Genomic DNA, 18,842 nt, shown 5'->3' on the forward strand with positions numbered 1-18,842 from the left:
TAATTGTGTAACACATTGTGAATAGTTAATATAAATAATAAGGTAAGTTATGGAAAAGATAATAATAATAGCCATGTTCGTTCAGGTAACACTTTCATTAGTTGTGATGGTAATAATGGGAAAACGACGTTTTGCGGCGGCTAAAAACAAACACATACAGTTAAGTGACTTTGCTGCTATGCGACTTGATAATGCGGGCGATCATGTCAGAGTCGCTGATCGTAATTTTAGCAATCAATTTGAAATACCTGTGCTTTTTTATGCGGGTTGTTTACTTGCTTTACAGCTTAATATGGCGAGTGTCCCTATTGCAGTATTGGCGTGTATATTTGTAGCAACACGCATTATTCATAGCATCATTCACCTTGGTAGTAATCATTTAAGAGCCCGTTTTAGAGTATTTTTGCTAGGCTGCTTAGCTGTGTTTGTAATGTGGGTAATGTTACTGGTGAGCGTACTTTACAACTAGGGTCTGATGACCTTTCAAGGTTAAATTTGCAGCAGTCTGTTTGGTATTTAGGCAAGGCAGAGCCTATGTGGTGTGGTTATTCCCCATAAATAGGCGATAACGCAGCATCAATGCCAAACAGGCGGTGCCCTTCGGGTTCTGCCTAGGGGCGGTTTACTCTTTGTTGCTCGGTTTTTACTTAGCCCACTAGGTTACAAACCTCGCGCCGCGATTAAACCGCCCCTAGTTTGAACAAATTGTAATCCGCAAAGATCAACAGACCCTAACTAAAAAAACGGCGGCTATGATAAGTCGCCGTTATTTTTACGGCTTATTTAGTGCGTTTTAACCTAGGTGCTACAAGCAATAGTGCGCCTAATAACCATGCCATACTGCCACTAGAGTCTGAACTTTGTGGTGGTGTCACTTCTACGTTATCAATTAATGTATTCTCTTTAGGTGTTAAATTTTGTGCTGAATTAGGGTCGTCATCAAGCACAACCACCGTTTGTATTGACACTAAGTTTTGATTACTAATAACTACATTTTCATCTGAACATTGCTCTTTAGTAATACCAACCAATGGTACCTCTGCACAATGAACTAAGGCCGCTATTTTATCTAAAGTTTCTTGGCTTTGTGCTGTTATTTGTCCGAAAACGGTAAACCCACCATTTTGTAAATCTAAGTTTTGGCTGTTATCACTCATATTAAAAAACCATTGGCTAGTGGCGCTGTTTTCATTGCCGCCCTGCTTTGCCATGGCAATTGTGCCTTTTACATTAGAGTAAACAGGTTCGTTAATAACCGCTGGCTTGGTTGTAATGGGATCCATTTTGTCAGAAAAAGTAAAACCTCCTCCTTGAATGACAAACTTATCAACAGAGCGGTGTATTACTGTTTGGTTATACGCTGCATCATTAACATAACTTAGGAAGTTTTCTACTGTTTTAGGTGTTTGTTGATCAAACAAGTTAATTTCTATCGTTCCTTGGCTCGTTTGCATTTCGACTATGGTTGCTGCGCTTGAAAAGCTCGCTGCAGTTAAAATTGACACTAAGATAAGCTTCTTCATTATTATTCCTATTTTTTATTGTCATTAGGCGTCATAGAGTAGTGTTATTCATTTTATAAATCGATACATAAGTACTTAACGCTACAATTCATATCAAAGTAATTACACCGCAGTTACAACTGTTTACATTTTAATTTTAAACACATTATGGAGAGTTAATTGTCTGAGTGCCTTGGTGTACATCACGGTGATTCTTTTTTAATTAACTTTAAGCCTAGCAAGGTACTTAAAAAGCCCCTTATCAATCACTCTTTTTTTGTTATTATCAGCCTACACAGTGATAGGAGTAAATATAATGGCAAACAACACGACTATTTGTGACTTTGGGCTACACCAAGGTGAACCATACACCCAGCTTCCCGTCAGCTTTTTGAAATGGATGATTGATGTAAATCATCAAAAATCTCAATACGCACATGATGAGCTCGCACGCAGAAAACGGGTTGTAGAGCAGCAACGTGAAGTCTCATTGGCTGAAAAATATGAATAAGTGCGTTTTTTTAACCTCGAACTAGTTTAAACTAGCCGCCTACTATACTGAGTTTTGTTAATCGATAGGTATTTTATGCGTATTCTTGTTTTTCTCATTTTATTTCTTGGTTTATATGGCTGTGCCAGTGACTCAGTCAATAAACCTGCAGCACACTATTTAACTGTTCTTCATACCAATGATAATCATGGTCGTTTTTGGCATAATGAAAAAGGCGAATATGGTATGGCTGCGCGTAAAACCCTAATCGACCAGCTAAGAGCCGATGCAAAAGCACAAGGGCATCAGGTGTTATTATTATCAGGTGGCGATATTAATACTGGTATCCCTGAATCAGACCTACAATTTGCTGAGCCTGATTTTAGAGGCATGTCGAAAATTGGCTATGACGCAATGGCATTAGGTAATCATGAGTTTGATAATCCATTAAGTGTATTAAGACAGCAACAGCAATGGGCTAACTTCCCTCTTTTATCAGCTAATATCTTTGATAAACAAACTAACGAAACTATTTTTGAACGTTATAAAATATTCAACAAAGGCGGCTTAACCATTGCTGTAATTGGGTTAACAACGACAGACACCGCTAAAATTGGTAACCCGCAATACATTGGCCACTTAGATTTTAAAGATCCGGTTGAAATAACCGCCTCACTTACCCAAACATTAAAAGCAAAATACAATCCTGACATTACCATTGCGGTAACGCACATGGGGCATTATGTAGATGCCAATTATGGAATAAATGCTCCAGGTGATGTTACGCTTGCCCGCTCTTTAGATAAAAATGCCCTTGATATGATTATTGGTGGCCATTCCCAAGAGCCAGTGTGTATGGCTGCAGAAAATGTCACAGATGAGAATTTTAAGCCAGGTTTAGCCTGTAAACCTGATCGACAAAATGGAACCTGGATAATGCAAGCCCATGAATGGGGTAAGTATGTGGGTAAAGCGGAGTTTAAATTAGAAAACGGTCAATTATCATTGCTAAGTTATCAATTATTGCCCGTTAATTTATACGTAGATAAAAAGCAAAAAGACGGTAGCGTAAAATCCGTACTTGCCGCAAATTACATTAAACCAGATCCAGCGCTACAAACCTTTTTAGCGGCGTACCAACAAAAAGGGGCAAAACAAATTGAAGGTAAAATTGGCTTTGTGAATGACAGACTCGAGGGTGATCGTAACAAAGTACGCTTTGAGCAAACTAACCTTGCTCGCGTTATTATTCAAGCGCAAATGAATACCGTAGGTGCCGATTTTGGCATTATCAGTGGTGGTGGTGTTCGCGATAGCATCAATGCGGGTGACGTGAGTTATAAAGACATACTCAAAGTACAGCCTTTTAAAAACCGTGTCGCTTATATCGATTTCAAAGGCAATGATATTTTAACCTATTTAAATGTCGTGACACGTTTTCCACCAGACTCTGGTGCCTATATGCAATATCACAACTTAGCCTTTGAACTTAAAGAGGATCAATTAACTAACGTGTTCATCGCCGGCAAGCCGCTTGATATAAACAAAACATACCGCATGAGTATTAATGAATATAATGCTTCTGGTGGCGATAGTTACCCTAAAATTACTCACATGAAAGGATTCGTAAGCACCGATGAAACGGACTCTCAGGCATTAAAACGATTTTTTGCAGAGCACAGCCCTGTTGATGCACATGAGTTTGCACCTAAATAGTAATCTGTATTGAACAGTGGTGAGTGTCATTGATATAGTAATGACACTCATAATTCAGGTTTATGTTATCACCAAGCCAATTTAAGCGCACTTCAACCCACAAACCTCTCACACTCTATTTAAGTTGGTAGCTCTCTTAATCAGAGTTATGGTTAAGTAGCAAAGCACGATTACTTTCCTATTATTTCTATATTTCCTTGACCCACATTTGCTAACCCATAACTGTGCATTCGTGAGCGTGAGCCCTCTCCAAATGCTTTCGGTGGGTAGTATAATCCCTTTTGCTCAGGGCAATCATTTAACACGTCATCCAGTGCCGCACGAATTTCACTTAATGTTTTCTCTAGACTGTTATTAAAGTTTGGACGTTTTCTTACTGTATGACCAAGCTCAACTAAACGATAGAAATACTTATTGGCAAGCTCTATCAATTCCTCGGGTACATTCTTGTTATGATTAAGCTTGATCTCTGGATTGTTAGTGCAGTATTCCACAAGCGCTAAATAAAAACATAACGGTTTGTTTGCCAAAGCTACTTGGTGCTCCAAAGAAACGCTACTCGATAATGTTTTACTTTTTAAATCAATAATCAGGGTTAATGGTTTTGACTCTGTAGTATTTGATTCTGCGTGAACAACCTGTTTTTCATCACTTTTTTTAATATAGGCCAATTTTATTAAGTATGTTAGTAATATACTAAGAATAAAAAGCATCCCATAAATAGCTACCACATCACCCGTAAAATACGGCTGCCTCAAAGACAAAACAATAAACACCACACCATTATTACTATTTAACTCTCGAATAAACTCTGTGTAAGTTTTTAAAGAAGCATCAAATTCATGCAGTGGCGTTATAGCTACAACCTTAATACCGGTTCTATCAATAAAGGTGTTTAAGGTTTGAATATAATTAAGTAAAGCTGCTTTATTACCTGAGTGTTTAAGCAGCTCATTAGATAAATCTAACAAAGGTAAGTCTAAAGCGATTCGTTTTTCTATTTGTATTATTTGTAATTTATTTACTTGCTGTTGTTTTTGCATTGTCGAAATATAAAAAACAGACGAGAAAACCAAGAATAAAAAAATTGTGCATATTATCCATATTAACCTATTCATTACGATTCCCCTATAAAGGTAACGGGGTAACTGTTGCACTGCCAATATGGCTCAACATCTTGATAATATTGAAACGATTGTTCTTTAGACATACTCAATAAGTGAGACTGTACAGCACAGAGTAAATCAGTATTGTTATGCTGCATTTTTAAGTACCAACGGGTGCCTGCCACATTACTACTAATAGGCGTAATATAATTTTTTGAAAAACGCTGACTGTCACTTTCTCTCCAAAAAGAGGCAATAAGGTCTACTTCCCCGTTCGCCAATAATTCTCTCAACTCATTGTGTGAACTCGCATAGGTTATTTTTAGCTGAGCAATGTTTAGGCCTAGCTCTTTAAAGGCTTGTTTGGGTAAAATGTGTCCTGAGCGACTCGTTGGATAATCTAACAGACCGATTTTTTTATCTAAAAAATATTGTTTGCTGATCTTAGGTTTTTCTTTTGAAGAGATAAAAAATGCAGTGTAATCAGAAAAGCCGACCACAGGCTGATAGTTGTAAGTAGATTCAGCCTTAAACGCATCCATAATATTATTTTTCGCTAAAATTAAATCTGCAATACCTTTACCTACAAACTCTAAGCTATCAACGGTTCTATATCCCCAATAGCCAATGACAGAGCCATACTGTTTTGCCACTACTTTGTCGCCACAGAGATTTTGAGTAAGTAATTGAGCAACGTATTTTGAGGGGGTAAATACTATAAGTTGACTCTTATTAGCCGTTGCCGTTGTTTGACATGTCGTTGATGTCTCTATTATTACTGGAAACGTTATATCTTCCTCGCCCACAATAACTTGACCTGAAAACCAACTTAGCAACACGCCCAGAAACATAAATGTAACAATTGCTGTTTTATGCAACATTAACTTCTTAATATTCAAAAAACACCCGTTTAAATTAGAGTAATAGCTCATTTGAACAATTTTAATTACTTATTACAATAGGTAATTTTACCTGTCAAACCCAAGCCATTGAATAAAAACAACTTTAAACAAGAAAATATGAATATTATTGAGTCCTTTCTATCAACTAAAAAAATGAGGACAATTGACCTTATCAGCGTTTACAAAATAAATGTCACACTACTAGGATGCTTCAATGTACAAAAATGTAAAATATTCGCTTTCTTTAACACTTTTAATTAGTGCAATATTTGCAAGCACAGATTGTAATGCTTGGGGGCAAAATGGCCACCGCGTCGTTGGGAAAATTGCAGAGTCGCACATAAGCGAAAACACTAAAGCTGCACTTATTCCTTATCTTAATGGTGAATCTTTAGCACAAATTTCAACATGGCCAGATGAAATGCGCTCTGCACCAGGTGATTTTTGGCAAAAAAAATCATCTCGTTGGCATTACATTAATGCTGATGACAACGCGACCTTTAGTTTTGACCACGACCACACTAAACACAAAGAATCAGTAACAAACATATTAGAAGGCATTCACTATTCAATTAAAGTATTGAAGGATGATAAATCAAGCCTTGCAGCAAAGCAGTTTAGTTTACGTTTTTTAGTGCACTTAGTCGGCGACAGCCATCAACCATTTCATGCAGGTAGAGCTGAAGATAGAGGCGGGAATCGCGTTAAGGTTTCTTTTTTTAACCAACAAACCAATCTACATAGCTTATGGGATACCAAGTTAGTAGAAAACGAAAACTTATCTTTTACTGAATACGCTCAGTTTATAAATACCAACAACAGCGAGCTAATTAGCGAGTATTTACACAGTACCCCAACAAGTTGGCTTGAAGAGTCACATAACCTTGCTTTACAAATATACAAATCAACAGATGAGAATATTAGCTACGACTATATTTTCACTAACACCCCTATAGTGAAAACCCGCTTGCAACAAGCTGGTATTCGCTTAGCTGGATTGTTAAATACATTATTTGATCCTACTAACAAGAAATCAAAAATGGCTTTAACACAGCAAATCAAAAAATAAATTCAGTTTCTAACTTAAATCATCTAAATGGGAAATCAACATTATGACTAAGCTTCGCCTTTCGAAATTAACTGGAGCAGTAATTCTTGCTCTAGGAGTTTCAACAAGCGCTATGGCTGCTGACACCTCGTCTGCAATGCGTGGTAAAATAACCACACCTTCAGGTGCGAGCGCTGCAAACGTTAAAATTAAGGTCGTTCATCAGCCTACCGGCACAATCAGTGAGCTAACCACTAATGAAAGTGGTACTTTTATAGCCAATGGTTTACGTGTTGGTGGACCATATACAGTGATCATCGACTCTGATACGTTTAACGATACCACCGTTGAAAATATCTTTTTAAACCTTGGCGAAACTTACCGATTAACGTCGCAATTAGCACCACTCAATATTGAAAAAATTGAAGTGTCTGGTTATAAAATTGTCCAACAATCGGGTGGTTCTAGCAGCACGTTTGGTGAAGATACCATCAACAACATGCCTAGCTTTAATCGTGACATTAAAGACATCGCACGTTTAAACCCACTTGCTAGTATTAATGGTAGCGGCGAGCTAACCTTTGCCGGTAGCAACCCACGTACAAATGGTTTAACTGTAGATGGTATTGGCCAAAATGACGACTTTGGTTTAAGTTACGGCGGCTACCCTACTTCGCAGCCCCCTGTAGCCCTTGATGCGATTGAGCAGATCTCTGTTGATGTTTCTCCATTTTCAGCCTCTAAAGGCAACTTTGGTGGTGGTACTATTAACGCGGTAACTAAGTCAGGTACTAACGAACTTAAGTTTTCTGGTTTTTACGAAACATCAACACCAGATATTGCTGGCGATGTAGACAGCATATCTCAAGTGTTTGCTGATAACCGCCCTGTTTTAGATGACGATGGTCACCGCACATACATTGTTGAACAAGTAGAACCTAACCAAACTGAAAAACGCTACGGTTTTAATGTTGGCGGCCCACTTATAGACGATACCTTATTTTACTTTGTTAACTACAATAAATGGTCAAGCGAACTAGATTTAGATTATGGTTTTGAAGGTTCAGGCGCAACCAACGAATACGATGTGAGTGAAGAAAGCTATAACCGTTTCCTTAATATTCTAAATAACGAATACGGCTTAACAGACTCTCTTGGAGGCGACCCTAAAGACACCAACGAAACATTACTTGTAAAATTAAGCTGGAACATTGCTGATGATCATCGCTTAGATTTTACCTATCAGTGGCAAGATGACAAAGATGAAACAAACTTTGGTACTGGTGGCACATCAGTTCAGTTTGCATCAAGTCGTTATACCTACGCAACCAAGTTTAATAACTTTGCTACCAAGCTATATTCAGATTGGAACGAAGACTTTTCAACTGAAATCGGTATTGCATACAAAGATGTATCATCGAGAAGTTTAACAAATTCTGATATTGGTAGCGTTAAAGTTGAAGAATACTTCCGCGGGCCTTCTTATAACTTTGGTACCGATGAGTTTCGCCATGCAAATAGCTCAGCAACAGAAAATTTAACACTTTCTCTTGATGCCACTTATTTAATGGACGAGCATGAAATTAACTTTGGTATGCAATATGAGTCGTTAAACTTATACAACCTTTTTGCAGCTAACTCACTCGGTTCATGGGAATTTGATAACTTTAATGGTTTCGAAAATCGTGAAGTAGGTAACTACAAAGGAAAGTACGATTTTAGCTACAGCAATGCCTTTACAAATAACCCTAATGACACCGCTTACGACGCAACCCGTAATCAATTAGCACTTTACATTGAAGATACTTTTTATGTTGGTGATGATTTAGAAGTAACAGCAGGTGTTCGTTATGAGCGTTTATCTTCTGATGATAAACCAACACTCAACGAAAACTTTTTAAACACCTATGGCTTTAGCAATCAAGAAAACCTCGATGGGTTAGATATTATTCTACCGCGTATTGGCTTTAAGTATTACGCTACAGAAGCATTAACAGTTAACGGTGGCGTGGGTCGTTTCCAAGGTGGTATCCCTAACGTTTGGTACAATAACTCATTCCAAAACGATGGCATTACTTTTGTAGATGCACCTCAAAGTGCTATTAACGATTATTATGCTAATAATCAAGCTGATATCACTCAAGTACCAGATGCCATAAAAGGCTCTTTAGTTCAAGGTGCAGGTAGCACAAACTATGTTGATCCTAACTTTGAACTACCGTCAAGTATTCGTGCACAACTTGGATTTGAGTACGACTTTGATTCTGAGTTACTAGGTGAAGGCTTTAAATGGCAAGCAGAAATTGCTTATCACAAAAAAGAAAACGAAGCTGTGTGGCATAACACCGCCATAAAACCTGTAGGTGTAGCGGCCGACGGCGAGCGTATCATCTATGAAAGTATTTACAGCGGTGATTTAGCTGATAACTTTGATATCGCAATGACTAACTCAACTGATGATGGTCGCTCTGTTATTATTTCAACAGCACTTGCTAAAGAGTGGGAAAATGGCCTTTATATTTCAGCAAGCTATGCACATCAAGATGTAACAGAAGCGTCTTCAGGCTCTTCATCACGTGCACAAAGCAACTATCAGTACAATATCACTAAGAGCCGAAATGAAGACTTTGCTGCCCGTGGTGCGTATGAAGTAGAGCATAGCTTTAAAGTTAATTTAGCGTATAACACTGAGTTCTTCAGTGGCTATGCCACAAGATTTAATGTGTATTTCGAACGTCGCTCTGGTCGTCCATTTAGCTATACTATGGGTATGTATCAAGATAGTGACTTAGGTGATACGCGTGACTTTTATTCAAGCTCAGCTTATTTAGCGTATATTCCAACTGGTGCAGATGATGCCAATGTAAATTGGGATGAATCAGGGCTATCATGGAGTGAACTTGAGACACTACTTAATAGAGCGGGTATTTCTGAGCGAGGCCAAATCTTAGACCGTAACTCAGGCACGCAACCATGGGTTACCACTATGGATATTAGCGTTAAACAAGAGATCCCTGGTTTTGCAAAAGGTCATAGCGGTGAGGTTTACTTTATGATTGATAACTTTGCCAACTTATTAAACAGTGACTGGGGCGTAGAAAAGCGCTTAGGTTTCTCTGACCAAGCAGTTTACGACTTTGGCGGGTTAGACGATCAAGGTCGTTATATAATTGATAGCAGATTTAATGGCGCTGATGTTCGTAACTATAGCCAATATCAAACTAGCTCATCAGCTTGGCAAGCTAAAATTGGTGTTAGCTATAAGTTTTAATACATAGCCTGTACATCAAAAACTCGTAAAATTAAAAAAGCCATTACATGCATGTAATGGCTTTTTTTATGGAAAAAATCACTTTTCATCTGTTTGTCATAAAAACTACTTACTATTTGAACGGTAAAATATTGAAACATAGATAAAATGCTAAATTTCATAAATAAAGTGTTTTATAATAAAAAAATTACAGTTGTATTTTATTTGTAACAAACAAATGAGGTACACTATGTAAGTATTTTGGGTAAAGTGTATTTTGCGGTCGCTTAATCCAAAATTAAAATAAAAAAGCTATTAAAAGTTTATTTAACTACACGGGAAAATAAAATGAAAATTCAACTTCGCAAAACAGCTCTATCACTTGCTATAGCAGCATGTGTTGGTGTGAGTGGTGCTGCAATTGCAAACGAAACAACCTCTGCAATTAAAGGTCAAATAAAGGGTCCTAACGGTAACCCTGCTGCAGGAACTAAAATTACTATTTTACACGTTCCTTCAGGCTCAGTTAAAACAACTGAAACTAATGATGCTGGTTACTTTACAGCTAAAGGCCTACGTGTTGGTGGTCCATACAGAGTAGTTGTAGATTCTGACACTTATGCAGACCAAGAGTTCAATAACATTATTCTTAACATTGGTAACGATTACCCGGTAAATGCTTCTTTAGAGAATATCTCTAACATCGAGCAAATTGTAGTTACGGGTGCCCCTATCAGTGCTATGTCTGGTGGTACAGGTCCTGCGTCTACTTTTACGCTAACGGATCTTGAAAACCAACCAGCTATCAACCGTGATTTAAAAGACATCATCCGTATTGACCCACGTATCACAATTGATGATAGCCGTGGTTCAATCAACTGTGGTGGTGGTAACCCACGTTACAACAGCTTAACGCTTGACGGCGTTCGCATGAACGATAACTTCGGTTTAAGCTCAAACGGTTACCCTACTATCCGTGCCCCTTTCTCTTTCGACTCTATTGAACAAGTTTCAGCTGAGCTAGCCCCTTTTGACGTTCAATACGGTGGCTTTACATCGTGTAACATTAACGCTGTAACTAAATCTGGTGGCAACGACGTTCACGGTGGTGTTTTCTTCGATTACACAAACGATTCAATGAAAGGCGACGAAATTGAAGGTAATGAAGTTGATAACGGTAACTACACTGAAAAACGTTACGGTTTCAACGTAGGCCTTCCGCTTGTTGAAGATACATTATTCTTGTTCACTTCATACGAAAAACTTGAAGGTGTTCGCCAGTTTAATTACGACGGTCTTAGCAGTGGTAGTGTTACAGCTGATGACGTATCTCGCATTCAGAGTATTTCTCAATCAGTTTACGGCTACGATGCTGGCGGTATGCCATCAAGCATGCCTGTTGAAGATGAAAAAATCTTAGTAAAACTAGATTGGAACATCAACGAAGATCACCGTGCAAACTTAATCTATAACTACAACGACGGTAACACAATTTCTCAGTCTGATACTGGTTCTAGCCGCGTTTCTTTATCAAACCACTTCTATAATCAAAGTGCTGAGTTTACATCAATCATTGGTTCTGTATATTCTGATTGGTCAGACGATTTTTCTACTGAAATTCGTTTAGGTAAATCAGAGCTAGATGCAACGGTTCAGTCATTAGATGCTGCAAGCAGCTTTGGTGAAATGCAAATCCGCACTGATAATGGTGGTACGGTTTACATTGGTCCTGATGATTCTCGTCAATCAAACGACCTAGATTACGACACAACTACATTTAAAGTTGCTGGTACTTATTACTTAGATCAACACACAATTACTGCTGGTTACGAGTTTGAAGAGCTATCTGTTTTTAACTTGTTCGTACAGCAAACAGAAGGTGAGTGGCGCTTTGACTCAATTGACGACTTTGAAGCAGGTCAAGCAGCGCGTATCTACTACAACAATGCTGCAGGTACTAATAACCCGAATGATGCGGCTGCAAGCTTTAAATATGCTCAACACACATTTTATGTACAAGACGAATACGCGTTTACTGACTTAGATGCAACAATTCAGTTTGGTTTACGTTACGACAAGTACACAAGTGACGACGTACCTAACTTTAACCAAAACTTCACAAGCCGTTATGGTTTCAGCAACCAGTCTACATTCGACGGTATTGACTTACTGCAACCACGTGTTGGCTTCCAATGGTATGCAACTGACGAACTTGAAGTTCGTGCTGGCTTAGGCTTGTTCTCTGGTGGTAACCCGAACGTATGGCTATCTAATTCGTATTCTAACGACGGTATTACAAACATTAGTACGCAGTTCCGTGGTGTAGATTTATTTAACACAGCTAACGTAAACGGCGGTACTCCTGGTTTTGACGTACCTCAAGAAATGTTCGATATTGTTGCAAACACTGAAATTGGTGTAGGCGATGCAACTGTTAATGCTGTAGACCCTGATTTTGAAATTCCTTCAGAGTGGAAATATTCACTTGGTGCTACATACACAACTGAAGACGAATACGTAATCTCTGTAGATTACTTATACTCGAAGAAAAAAGACGCTGCATTAATGCGTGATATCGCACTTCAAGATAGCGGTGAAACTACGTTTGATGGTCGCCCAATTTACGAGTCTATCGAAGGCCGTGGTAACGAATATTTATTAACTAATGTTAGTGGCGATAGCGGCGATTCTTCAGTTATCTCTGCAGCAGTTAGCAAAATGTTTGATAACGGCGTTAACTTCAGTTTTGGTTATGCATACACAGATGCAGACGATGTAAACCCAATGACTAGCTCTGTAGCCGGTTCTAACTATGGTAACATCGCGCTTACTAATCCAGGTAACCCAGGTGTTGCGTCTTCAGATTATGAAATTCCGCATCGTTTTACTATGACGCTTGGTTACAAACATGAGTTTGTAGATGGCTTTGAAACACGCTTTAACCTTTACGGTGAAGCATACAAAGGCCTACCTTACAGCTTCACGTTTGACGGAAGTGACCGTAATGTATGGGGCGATAACAACTGGAATGGTAACCGTCAGTTATTATACGTTCCACTTGAAAACGATCCTAACGTTGTATACGACATGTCTGCAGCTGAAATCAATGAGTTCAACGACTTCATTGCATCTGAAGGGCTTAAACGTGGTGAAATCGCAGGTCGTAACCAACAAAATGCTGACTGGTTTGTTAAGTTCAACTTTAAAGTTACACAAGAATTACCAGGCTTTATGGAAGGTCATAAAGGTGAAGCATTCTTTGTAATCGACAACCTTACAAACATGCTAAATGATGACTGGGGCGTTCTTAAGAAAGGTCCTTTCGTAGGTGCAAGCATGATCTCAACATCTTTAGATGACCAAGGTCGTTACGTTTACTCAGGCTTTAACGGTAATAACGCTAATACTTCAGTACAAACTGGTGCTTCAGTATGGGAAATGCGTGTAGGTGTACGTTACACTTTCTAATCTAAATTGTCAGATTAGTTAAAATTATAAAAGCCCATCATTTGATGGGCTTTTTTATGCCTGCAATTTATTTTTTAGCTTATTAAGTACGCTTATTAATAAATCTTGTTCATGTGTGTTCAACGAAGCCAATAGTTCTTTTTCCCACCTTAACGCCTCGGGTACTATTTTTTTATACATCTCCTTTCCAGCTTCACTTAATGAAAGTATGGCTGCGCGCTTATCCTCTGAATTAATTTGAGTCATTAGCAACTTTTTTTCTACTAATATTTTTATTGCACGCGACACGGTCGATTTATCCATATCTGCCTGCGTACATAAATTTTTGGCATTACTTTGACCAAATTGCGCTAAATTCGCCAAAATTCGCCATTGAGGTATCGTTAAGTCAAATTTGCTCTGGTATACCTTAGCAAGGTCATTACTTACCAAACTTGCTACATTAATTAGTTGATATGCTAAAAAAGTGTCTAAATCCAGTTTCATTGTTATCCCGTTAAATAGGTTTACTCGCTGTTCATTTATATTTACATACACATTCATTGAGCAATTTGAAATTACTCTCACTTGAGAGTATCTTAACTTAAATAAATAAAACATAAAACTAGCCTTCTCTCACAGGAGTCAGTAATGGCAGAACAGTTAAAGTACATGACCGGTTTTGGTAATGAATTTGAAACCGAAGCGCTACCCGATGCCTTGCCTATAGGGCAATTTACTCCTCAAAAAGTTAAGTACGATCTTTACACTGAACAATTTAGCTCTACAGCATTTACCGCGCCTAGAGCAGCTAACCGCAGAACATGGCTGTATCGGTTACGCCCTTCGGTAGTGCAAGGTGATTACACCGCTGTTGATAACGGCTTGATTCGAACTGCGCCTATAACTGAAGCCGTAACACCTCCGACTATGCTTCGCTGGAACCCCGTTGAAATTCCTACAAAGCCAACTGATTTTCTAGATGGACTCATAACAATGGCTGCTAACGGCAGTGCTAATGGGCAATCTGGCATCGGTATTCATGTTTATGTTGCTAACAAGTCTATGGTCGATCGCTACTTTTACAACGCTGACGGTGAAATGCTATTTGTACCCCAACAAGGCGAGCTACTCCTGCATACAGAATGCGGTAAGCTCTGTGTAAAACCAGGTGAAGTTGCAGTCATACCCCGAGGGATGAAGTTTTCTGTTGATTTAATACAATCAACGGCCCGTGGTTATATCTGCGAAAACTATGGTCATGCTTTGGAGCTTGCAGAGCGAGGCCCTGTTGGTGCAAACGGCTATGCCAACGACCGTGACTTTCAATACCCAGTTGCAGCTTTTGAAGATAAAGAAGGTGATTTTGAACTGGTGTCAAAATTTAATGGCAACTTATTCAGCTGTGAGATTAAGCATTCCCCTTTCGATGTTGTTGCATGGACAGGTAATAGCGCGCCTTATAAATACGATTTATCGCGATTTAATGTAATGAACACAGTAAGCTTTGACCATCCGGATCCTTCTATATTTACCGTTTTAACCTCGCCATCAGCTACTGAAGGAATGGCTAATGTTGATTTTGTTATTTTTCCACCGCGTTGGATGGTTGCTGAAAACACTTTTCGTCCGCCCTACTATCATCGTAATATCATGAGTGAATTTATGGGGTTAATTGAAGGTGTATATGATGCAAAAGAGCATGGCTTTGTGCCAGGTGGCGCAAGTTTACATAATTGTATGTCTCCGCATGGACCTGAAGCGGATGTATTTGAAAAAGCATCTAATGCGGAACTGGTTCCACAAAAATACGAAAATACCTTAGCGTTTATGTTTGAATCCCGTTATGTCATTTCACCGACTAAATACGCATTAGAAGGTAAAGAGCGCCAAGCTAATTACACTGACTGCTGGCGCACAATTAAAAAACACTTTAACGGCAATCAAGGGTAATTAGATTATGAAGCTTTATACTTATTTTCGCTCATCTGCAGCGTATCGTGTGCGCATCGCATTAAACCTAAAAAATATTGTTCACCAGTTGGTGCCGGTAAACTTACTAAAATCAGAGCAACAAAGCACAGATTACTTACAGAAAAACCCCCAAGGACTTTTACCTTCTTTAGAAACAGAAAACGGCATATTAGGTCAATCTCTAGCAATTTTAGAGTACCTTGAAGAGCAATATCCTGAAACACCATTACTGCCTGGTAATGCATGGCAAAAAGCACATATTCGCAATTTAAGTTATGCAATTGCGTGTGATATTCACCCGATTGATAATTTACGTGTGCTTAAGTATTTAAGTAGTGAACTCAATGTTGATGATGAAGCAAAAAATAAATGGTACCGCCACTGGGTTGAAGTGGGTTTTGAAAAAATAGAACGCATGCTAGATAGCAAAAACACATTTTGCGCAGGCGACTCGCCAAGCTTAGCTGATGTATGTTTAGTACCGCAGGTATTTAATGCCATTCGTTTTAAAGTAGATATGGCTGCCTACCCTAAAATAGCAGCCATATATCAGCGTTGTAATGAGTTGGCAGCCTTTATTGATGCAGCCCCTGAAAATCAACCTGATGCAAACTAATAGAGTAAATTAACTTTTAAGTGCACTGTGTATTACAGTGACATGCTCAATTAAATCTAAGCCCAGTTCGGTTAAATAGCCACCATCTGGGCTATCTATAACCCCTTTATCGAACAAACGTTGTGCTGCGCTTAGTAAGGCGGGTTCAGCGTCTGAATGAAGTTTAATTCCCTGCATTTTGCTCTCGCGTGGAAATTTTGCTAGTAGTGTAAATTCGTCAATCATGGTTTGATTAAATAGCATATCTGTTCACCTTTTTATTGTTCTGTGTTTTACTTATGTTGTCTTACTTACCCTAGCATGTTTTTTTGCTAAGTGTAGTTATTTTAAACACCTTGAGGTTATTCATGCGTTATTATTTTACTTTTATTATTGCTGTTTTATGCTTGTGTTTTTCAGCTTTAAGCTACGCTAACACAATACAAACGCTTCCTATTGTTGATGCTACCCAGCTTATAAACACTAGCACTGAGTGCTGGTATGATAATAAACGTTACAGCGAAGGAGCTATACTGCAGGTTCACTCAGTTACGCTTATTTGTGCTGCAAAGTACCCCCAACATAACAACAGTCAATTGATTTGGCTAAAGCTTGATAAGCAAGGTAACCTTATTTACCCCAAGAAGCCTGCAACTATTACTGTAAATTAATCAAGATTAACAATCTGGAATCTGCCAGCCATCTCCAAACTATTAAGATGCGGTGGGATACGTTACAATACATGCAGTTTAAAAAAGCAGTGTGACTATGAATAATCAACCAAAAAACCCGCTACATGGGATAACTTTAGAGCAAATTCTTGTAGAACTAGAGCAACTTTTAGGCTTTAAAGCAATGGGTGAACAAGTAAACATAAAATGCTTTACTGATTCTCCGAGTATCAAATCAAGCTTAAAATTTTTACGTAAAACCCCATGGGCAAGAGATAAAGTAGAAGCACTTTATATTCATACCATGAGTAATAAACCGCTACGAAAACCCAGAAATAAACCAAAACTAACAGAGCCCACGCAACCTGATACATCAGATTTTGTATGGCCCTCTATTAAAAAATAAATGAGTGCTAAATGGCGTAATATTTACGCCATTTTTAGTCAGTTAGTTTTGTTCTTGGCATATTACATTCAATGAAGCAGGGTGAATACTCACTACCACTTTATCGGCAGATTTAACCTCACCATCAATTACATAATCTAGCGTTTTATCTGCGCTTATCTCTACACGTTTTGCGTTAGTATAATGCGAGTTAATAGCAAAATGTGTTTGCGTGATACTGCTAAACATTAGCTCAGCAATACTCAATACTGTGGTTTCATTGTCTTTGTTTGGCGTTAACCAGTTTACGTCTAATAATCCATCACGGTGGTCGGGTTGTCCCCCACCTTGGGCTAAAAGGGTTGTAAATGGGGCAGCATTAGCGACAATAAAGCTATTTGTATTAATAGCTTCAGGCTCATTATCATCGAGTTTAACCATCAGCTTTTGCGCTTTATTCTCGCCAAAGGAATGTAAAAAACCATTTAAATAAGCAAGCTGGCCAGCTTTATTTTTCGACTCTCTATCTGCTTTTTCAATCATTGCATGCTCAAAGCCAATGCCAATTAGCAATAACATCAAATCGTTATTACAATATGCGGTATCGATCAGGTTTGTCTGACCATCAATTATTAAATCGCACGCTTGCTCAACAGGAATAAATTTAGATTTTATTCCCATCAGCACATGGGCCAACGCATTAGCTGTCCCCAACGGTATAATTCCTAATCGACAAGACGTACCCACTAAAACACTCGCAACCTCAGTGACTGTGCCATCTCCACCGCAGGCAATTATAATATCAGGCTCGTGCTCTATAGCTTGTTTAGCCAATGTAATGCCGTTTTGTTCCGGTGTAGTTTTTAAAATGGTTAAATCATAATAAGCAGATAAACGTGTAACGATTAAATGCTCTTTTTCAGACCATAACTTAGTGCCTGATACAGGATTAGCAATTAAATATGCTTTATTTTTTATCAGTAGCTCACCTCTTCGGTGGCGCTTAACTAAATGGCGTAATTGGCGTTTATTAAGATTGGCTGTTTCACGTGTTTCTTTAATTTGAGCAAGAATGTCATGTACATCAGCTTCTTTATTTTGACTCAATAAATACGCTGCCATAACAAACACCGAACGTCCGCGACCTAATGCACAATGCACCACAACACGACGGTCTTTCTTTATATGATGATGGATCCAGTTAATTGCCTGGTTTAATTGCGAGTGAGTAGGCACACTATGATCAAGAACAGGAATGTTTAAATAACTAATATTTTCTTGGGTAGATGTCCACTCAAGTCCATCAAATTCACAAGTCACATCTAAAATAGCGGTAATGCCATTTTCTTTTAATGTATCTATATCAGAGGGAAACAAACGACATGCTAAAAATAAGTTATCGTTTATTTGTTGAATTGGGGGTACCTTATCGTGTTTGCGTGACCATGCATTATAAATTTGTGCACCTAACAAAAAAGGAACAAATGCCCAACGAATGTAAAAAGGGATAACGCCATTTTCGCGTTTTCTAAATACTTTTCCTGCGTTAAAAAAATAAGCACCGCTGACCAATATCAGCGACAGCGCCGTCCAAAAAAATGCAACCGCGAAGTAAACAGAATTAACCTTCAATCCCAGTACTATAAATACTAATGCTGTTACAAGATAACTGACTGCAGCCCACATGAGCTCTCCTTTAAGTTGGCAGCGCCATATTAGCGCCTTTAATATAGTCCTAACTTGCAAATAATACGCC

Annotated in this window: 16 protein-coding genes; 10 read left to right on the top strand and 6 right to left on the bottom strand. The window is 38.5% G+C overall.

From position 1 onward, the window contains the following. The first annotated feature begins 49 nt into the window (after window positions 1–49). Window positions 50–469: an MAPEG family protein gene (locus tag QL986_RS06675; RefSeq protein ID WP_290191359.1), complete on the top strand. Its 420-nt coding sequence runs from the start codon at window positions 50–52 to the stop codon at window positions 467–469. A 310-nt stretch (window positions 470–779) separates the two neighbouring features. Here QL986_RS06675 and QL986_RS06685 read toward each other — a convergent pair whose 3' ends face one another. Further along, window positions 780–1,523, bottom strand: coding sequence for a peptidylprolyl isomerase (locus QL986_RS06685; protein WP_290191360.1), 744 nt, complete (start codon window positions 1,521–1,523; stop codon window positions 780–782). Between the two features lie 295 nt (window positions 1,524–1,818). On the opposite strand from QL986_RS06685, the gene QL986_RS06690 reads away from it, so the two are divergent. Beyond that, window positions 1,819–2,013, top strand: a complete 195-nt coding sequence (locus tag QL986_RS06690) for a hypothetical protein (RefSeq protein ID WP_013463154.1) — start codon at window positions 1,819–1,821, stop codon at window positions 2,011–2,013. A gap of 75 nt (window positions 2,014–2,088) precedes the next feature. Then, on the top strand, window positions 2,089–3,708 hold the full coding sequence (gene ushA / locus QL986_RS06695; RefSeq protein WP_290191361.1) for a bifunctional UDP-sugar hydrolase/5'-nucleotidase UshA: 1,620 nt from the start codon (window positions 2,089–2,091) through the stop codon (window positions 3,706–3,708). Window positions 3,709–3,878: 170 nt separating this feature from the next. Here ushA and QL986_RS06700 read toward each other — a convergent pair whose 3' ends face one another. Continuing rightward, on the bottom strand, window positions 3,879–4,826 hold the full coding sequence (locus QL986_RS06700) for a hypothetical protein (protein ID WP_290191362.1): 948 nt from the start codon (window positions 4,824–4,826) through the stop codon (window positions 3,879–3,881). Beyond that, a complete protein-coding gene (locus tag QL986_RS06705) occupies window positions 4,826–5,695 on the bottom strand; it encodes a hypothetical protein (RefSeq protein WP_036954974.1) in 870 nt (289 codons plus the stop codon). The genes QL986_RS06700 and QL986_RS06705 overlap by 1 nt, the downstream gene beginning before the upstream one ends. Window positions 5,696–5,930: 235 nt before the next feature. On the opposite strand from QL986_RS06705, the gene QL986_RS06710 reads away from it, so the two are divergent. From QL986_RS06710 to QL986_RS06720, 3 genes are all read left to right on the top strand, one after another. Next, window positions 5,931–6,785, top strand: coding sequence for a S1/P1 nuclease (locus tag QL986_RS06710; protein ID WP_290191363.1), 855 nt, complete (start codon window positions 5,931–5,933; stop codon window positions 6,783–6,785). A 43-nt stretch (window positions 6,786–6,828) separates the two neighbouring features. Next, complete coding sequence (locus QL986_RS06715; protein ID WP_036985049.1) at window positions 6,829–10,035, top strand: TonB-dependent receptor; 3,207 nt, start codon at window positions 6,829–6,831, stop codon at window positions 10,033–10,035. Window positions 10,036–10,362: 327 nt separating this feature from the next. After that, complete coding sequence (locus QL986_RS06720; protein WP_262976648.1) at window positions 10,363–13,482, top strand: TonB-dependent receptor; 3,120 nt, start codon at window positions 10,363–10,365, stop codon at window positions 13,480–13,482. A 54-nt stretch (window positions 13,483–13,536) separates the two neighbouring features. Here QL986_RS06720 and QL986_RS06725 read toward each other — a convergent pair whose 3' ends face one another. Next, complete coding sequence (locus tag QL986_RS06725; RefSeq protein ID WP_290191364.1) at window positions 13,537–14,082, bottom strand: MarR family transcriptional regulator; 546 nt, start codon at window positions 14,080–14,082, stop codon at window positions 13,537–13,539. A gap of 30 nt (window positions 14,083–14,112) precedes the next feature. Here QL986_RS06725 and hmgA point away from each other — a divergent pair, with 30 nt between their 5' ends. Both hmgA and maiA read left to right on the top strand, forming a co-directional pair. Further along, window positions 14,113–15,414: a homogentisate 1,2-dioxygenase gene (hmgA, locus tag QL986_RS06730; protein ID WP_273002633.1), complete on the top strand. Its 1,302-nt coding sequence runs from the start codon at window positions 14,113–14,115 to the stop codon at window positions 15,412–15,414. Window positions 15,415–15,421: 7 nt separating this feature from the next. Then, window positions 15,422–16,051 carry a maleylacetoacetate isomerase gene (maiA, locus tag QL986_RS06735; RefSeq protein WP_290191365.1) on the top strand — a complete coding sequence of 210 codons (630 nt, stop codon included), beginning with the start codon at window positions 15,422–15,424 and terminating at the stop codon, window positions 16,049–16,051. 9 nt (window positions 16,052–16,060) lie between these two features. Here the strand turns inward: maiA and QL986_RS06740 are convergent, their stop codons facing one another. Further along, on the bottom strand, window positions 16,061–16,294 hold the full coding sequence (locus tag QL986_RS06740) for a TIGR02647 family protein (RefSeq protein WP_008112333.1): 234 nt from the start codon (window positions 16,292–16,294) through the stop codon (window positions 16,061–16,063). Window positions 16,295–16,398: 104 nt separating this feature from the next. On the opposite strand from QL986_RS06740, the gene QL986_RS06745 reads away from it, so the two are divergent. Together QL986_RS06745 and QL986_RS06750 are read left to right on the top strand one after the other, a co-directional pair. Then, window positions 16,399–16,701 (top strand): DUF1496 domain-containing protein, encoded by a 303-nt coding sequence (locus QL986_RS06745; RefSeq protein WP_290191366.1) that lies wholly within the window; start codon window positions 16,399–16,401, stop codon window positions 16,699–16,701. Between the two features lie 97 nt (window positions 16,702–16,798). Further along, entirely contained in the window at window positions 16,799–17,107 is a 309-nt protein-coding gene (locus QL986_RS06750) for a VF530 family protein (protein WP_008112331.1), read from the top strand. A 42-nt stretch (window positions 17,108–17,149) separates the two neighbouring features. Here QL986_RS06750 and QL986_RS06755 read toward each other — a convergent pair whose 3' ends face one another. Further along, window positions 17,150–18,772 (bottom strand): diacylglycerol kinase family protein, encoded by a 1,623-nt coding sequence (locus QL986_RS06755; RefSeq protein WP_290191367.1) that lies wholly within the window; start codon window positions 18,770–18,772, stop codon window positions 17,150–17,152. Window positions 18,773–18,842 lie beyond the last annotated feature (70 nt).

The sequence above is a fragment of the Pseudoalteromonas sp. APC 3250 genome, assembly GCF_030407915.1.
Classification (GTDB): domain Bacteria; phylum Pseudomonadota; class Gammaproteobacteria; order Enterobacterales; family Alteromonadaceae; genus Pseudoalteromonas; species Pseudoalteromonas tetraodonis.

Excerpts from the sequence above, each read along its gene's own strand:
- QL986_RS06685 (WP_290191360.1), bottom strand. The coding sequence starts at position 1,523 with ATGAAGAAGCTTATCTTAGTGTCAATTTTAACTGCAGCGAGCTTTTCA.
- QL986_RS06745 (WP_290191366.1), top strand. The coding sequence starts at position 16,399 with ATGCGTTATTATTTTACTTTTATTATTGCTGTTTTATGCTTGTGTTTT.
- ushA (WP_290191361.1), top strand. The coding sequence starts at position 2,089 with ATGCGTATTCTTGTTTTTCTCATTTTATTTCTTGGTTTATATGGCTGT.
- QL986_RS06740 (WP_008112333.1), bottom strand. The coding sequence starts at position 16,294 with ATGCTATTTAATCAAACCATGATTGACGAATTTACACTACTAGCAAAA.
- QL986_RS06725 (WP_290191364.1), bottom strand. The coding sequence starts at position 14,082 with ATGTTTTATTTATTTAAGTTAAGATACTCTCAAGTGAGAGTAATTTCA.
- QL986_RS06715 (WP_036985049.1), top strand. The coding sequence starts at position 6,829 with ATGACTAAGCTTCGCCTTTCGAAATTAACTGGAGCAGTAATTCTTGCT.
- QL986_RS06705 (WP_036954974.1), bottom strand. The coding sequence starts at position 5,695 with ATGTTGCATAAAACAGCAATTGTTACATTTATGTTTCTGGGCGTGTTG.
- QL986_RS06700 (WP_290191362.1), bottom strand. The coding sequence starts at position 4,826 with ATGAATAGGTTAATATGGATAATATGCACAATTTTTTTATTCTTGGTT.
- QL986_RS06710 (WP_290191363.1), top strand. The coding sequence starts at position 5,931 with ATGTACAAAAATGTAAAATATTCGCTTTCTTTAACACTTTTAATTAGT.
- QL986_RS06690 (WP_013463154.1), top strand. The coding sequence starts at position 1,819 with ATGGCAAACAACACGACTATTTGTGACTTTGGGCTACACCAAGGTGAA.
- maiA (WP_290191365.1), top strand. The coding sequence starts at position 15,422 with ATGAAGCTTTATACTTATTTTCGCTCATCTGCAGCGTATCGTGTGCGC.
- QL986_RS06755 (WP_290191367.1), bottom strand. The coding sequence starts at position 18,772 with ATGTGGGCTGCAGTCAGTTATCTTGTAACAGCATTAGTATTTATAGTA.
- hmgA (WP_273002633.1), top strand. The coding sequence starts at position 14,113 with ATGGCAGAACAGTTAAAGTACATGACCGGTTTTGGTAATGAATTTGAA.
- QL986_RS06720 (WP_262976648.1), top strand. The coding sequence starts at position 10,363 with ATGAAAATTCAACTTCGCAAAACAGCTCTATCACTTGCTATAGCAGCA.
- QL986_RS06750 (WP_008112331.1), top strand. The coding sequence starts at position 16,799 with ATGAATAATCAACCAAAAAACCCGCTACATGGGATAACTTTAGAGCAA.
- QL986_RS06675 (WP_290191359.1), top strand. The coding sequence starts at position 50 with ATGGAAAAGATAATAATAATAGCCATGTTCGTTCAGGTAACACTTTCA.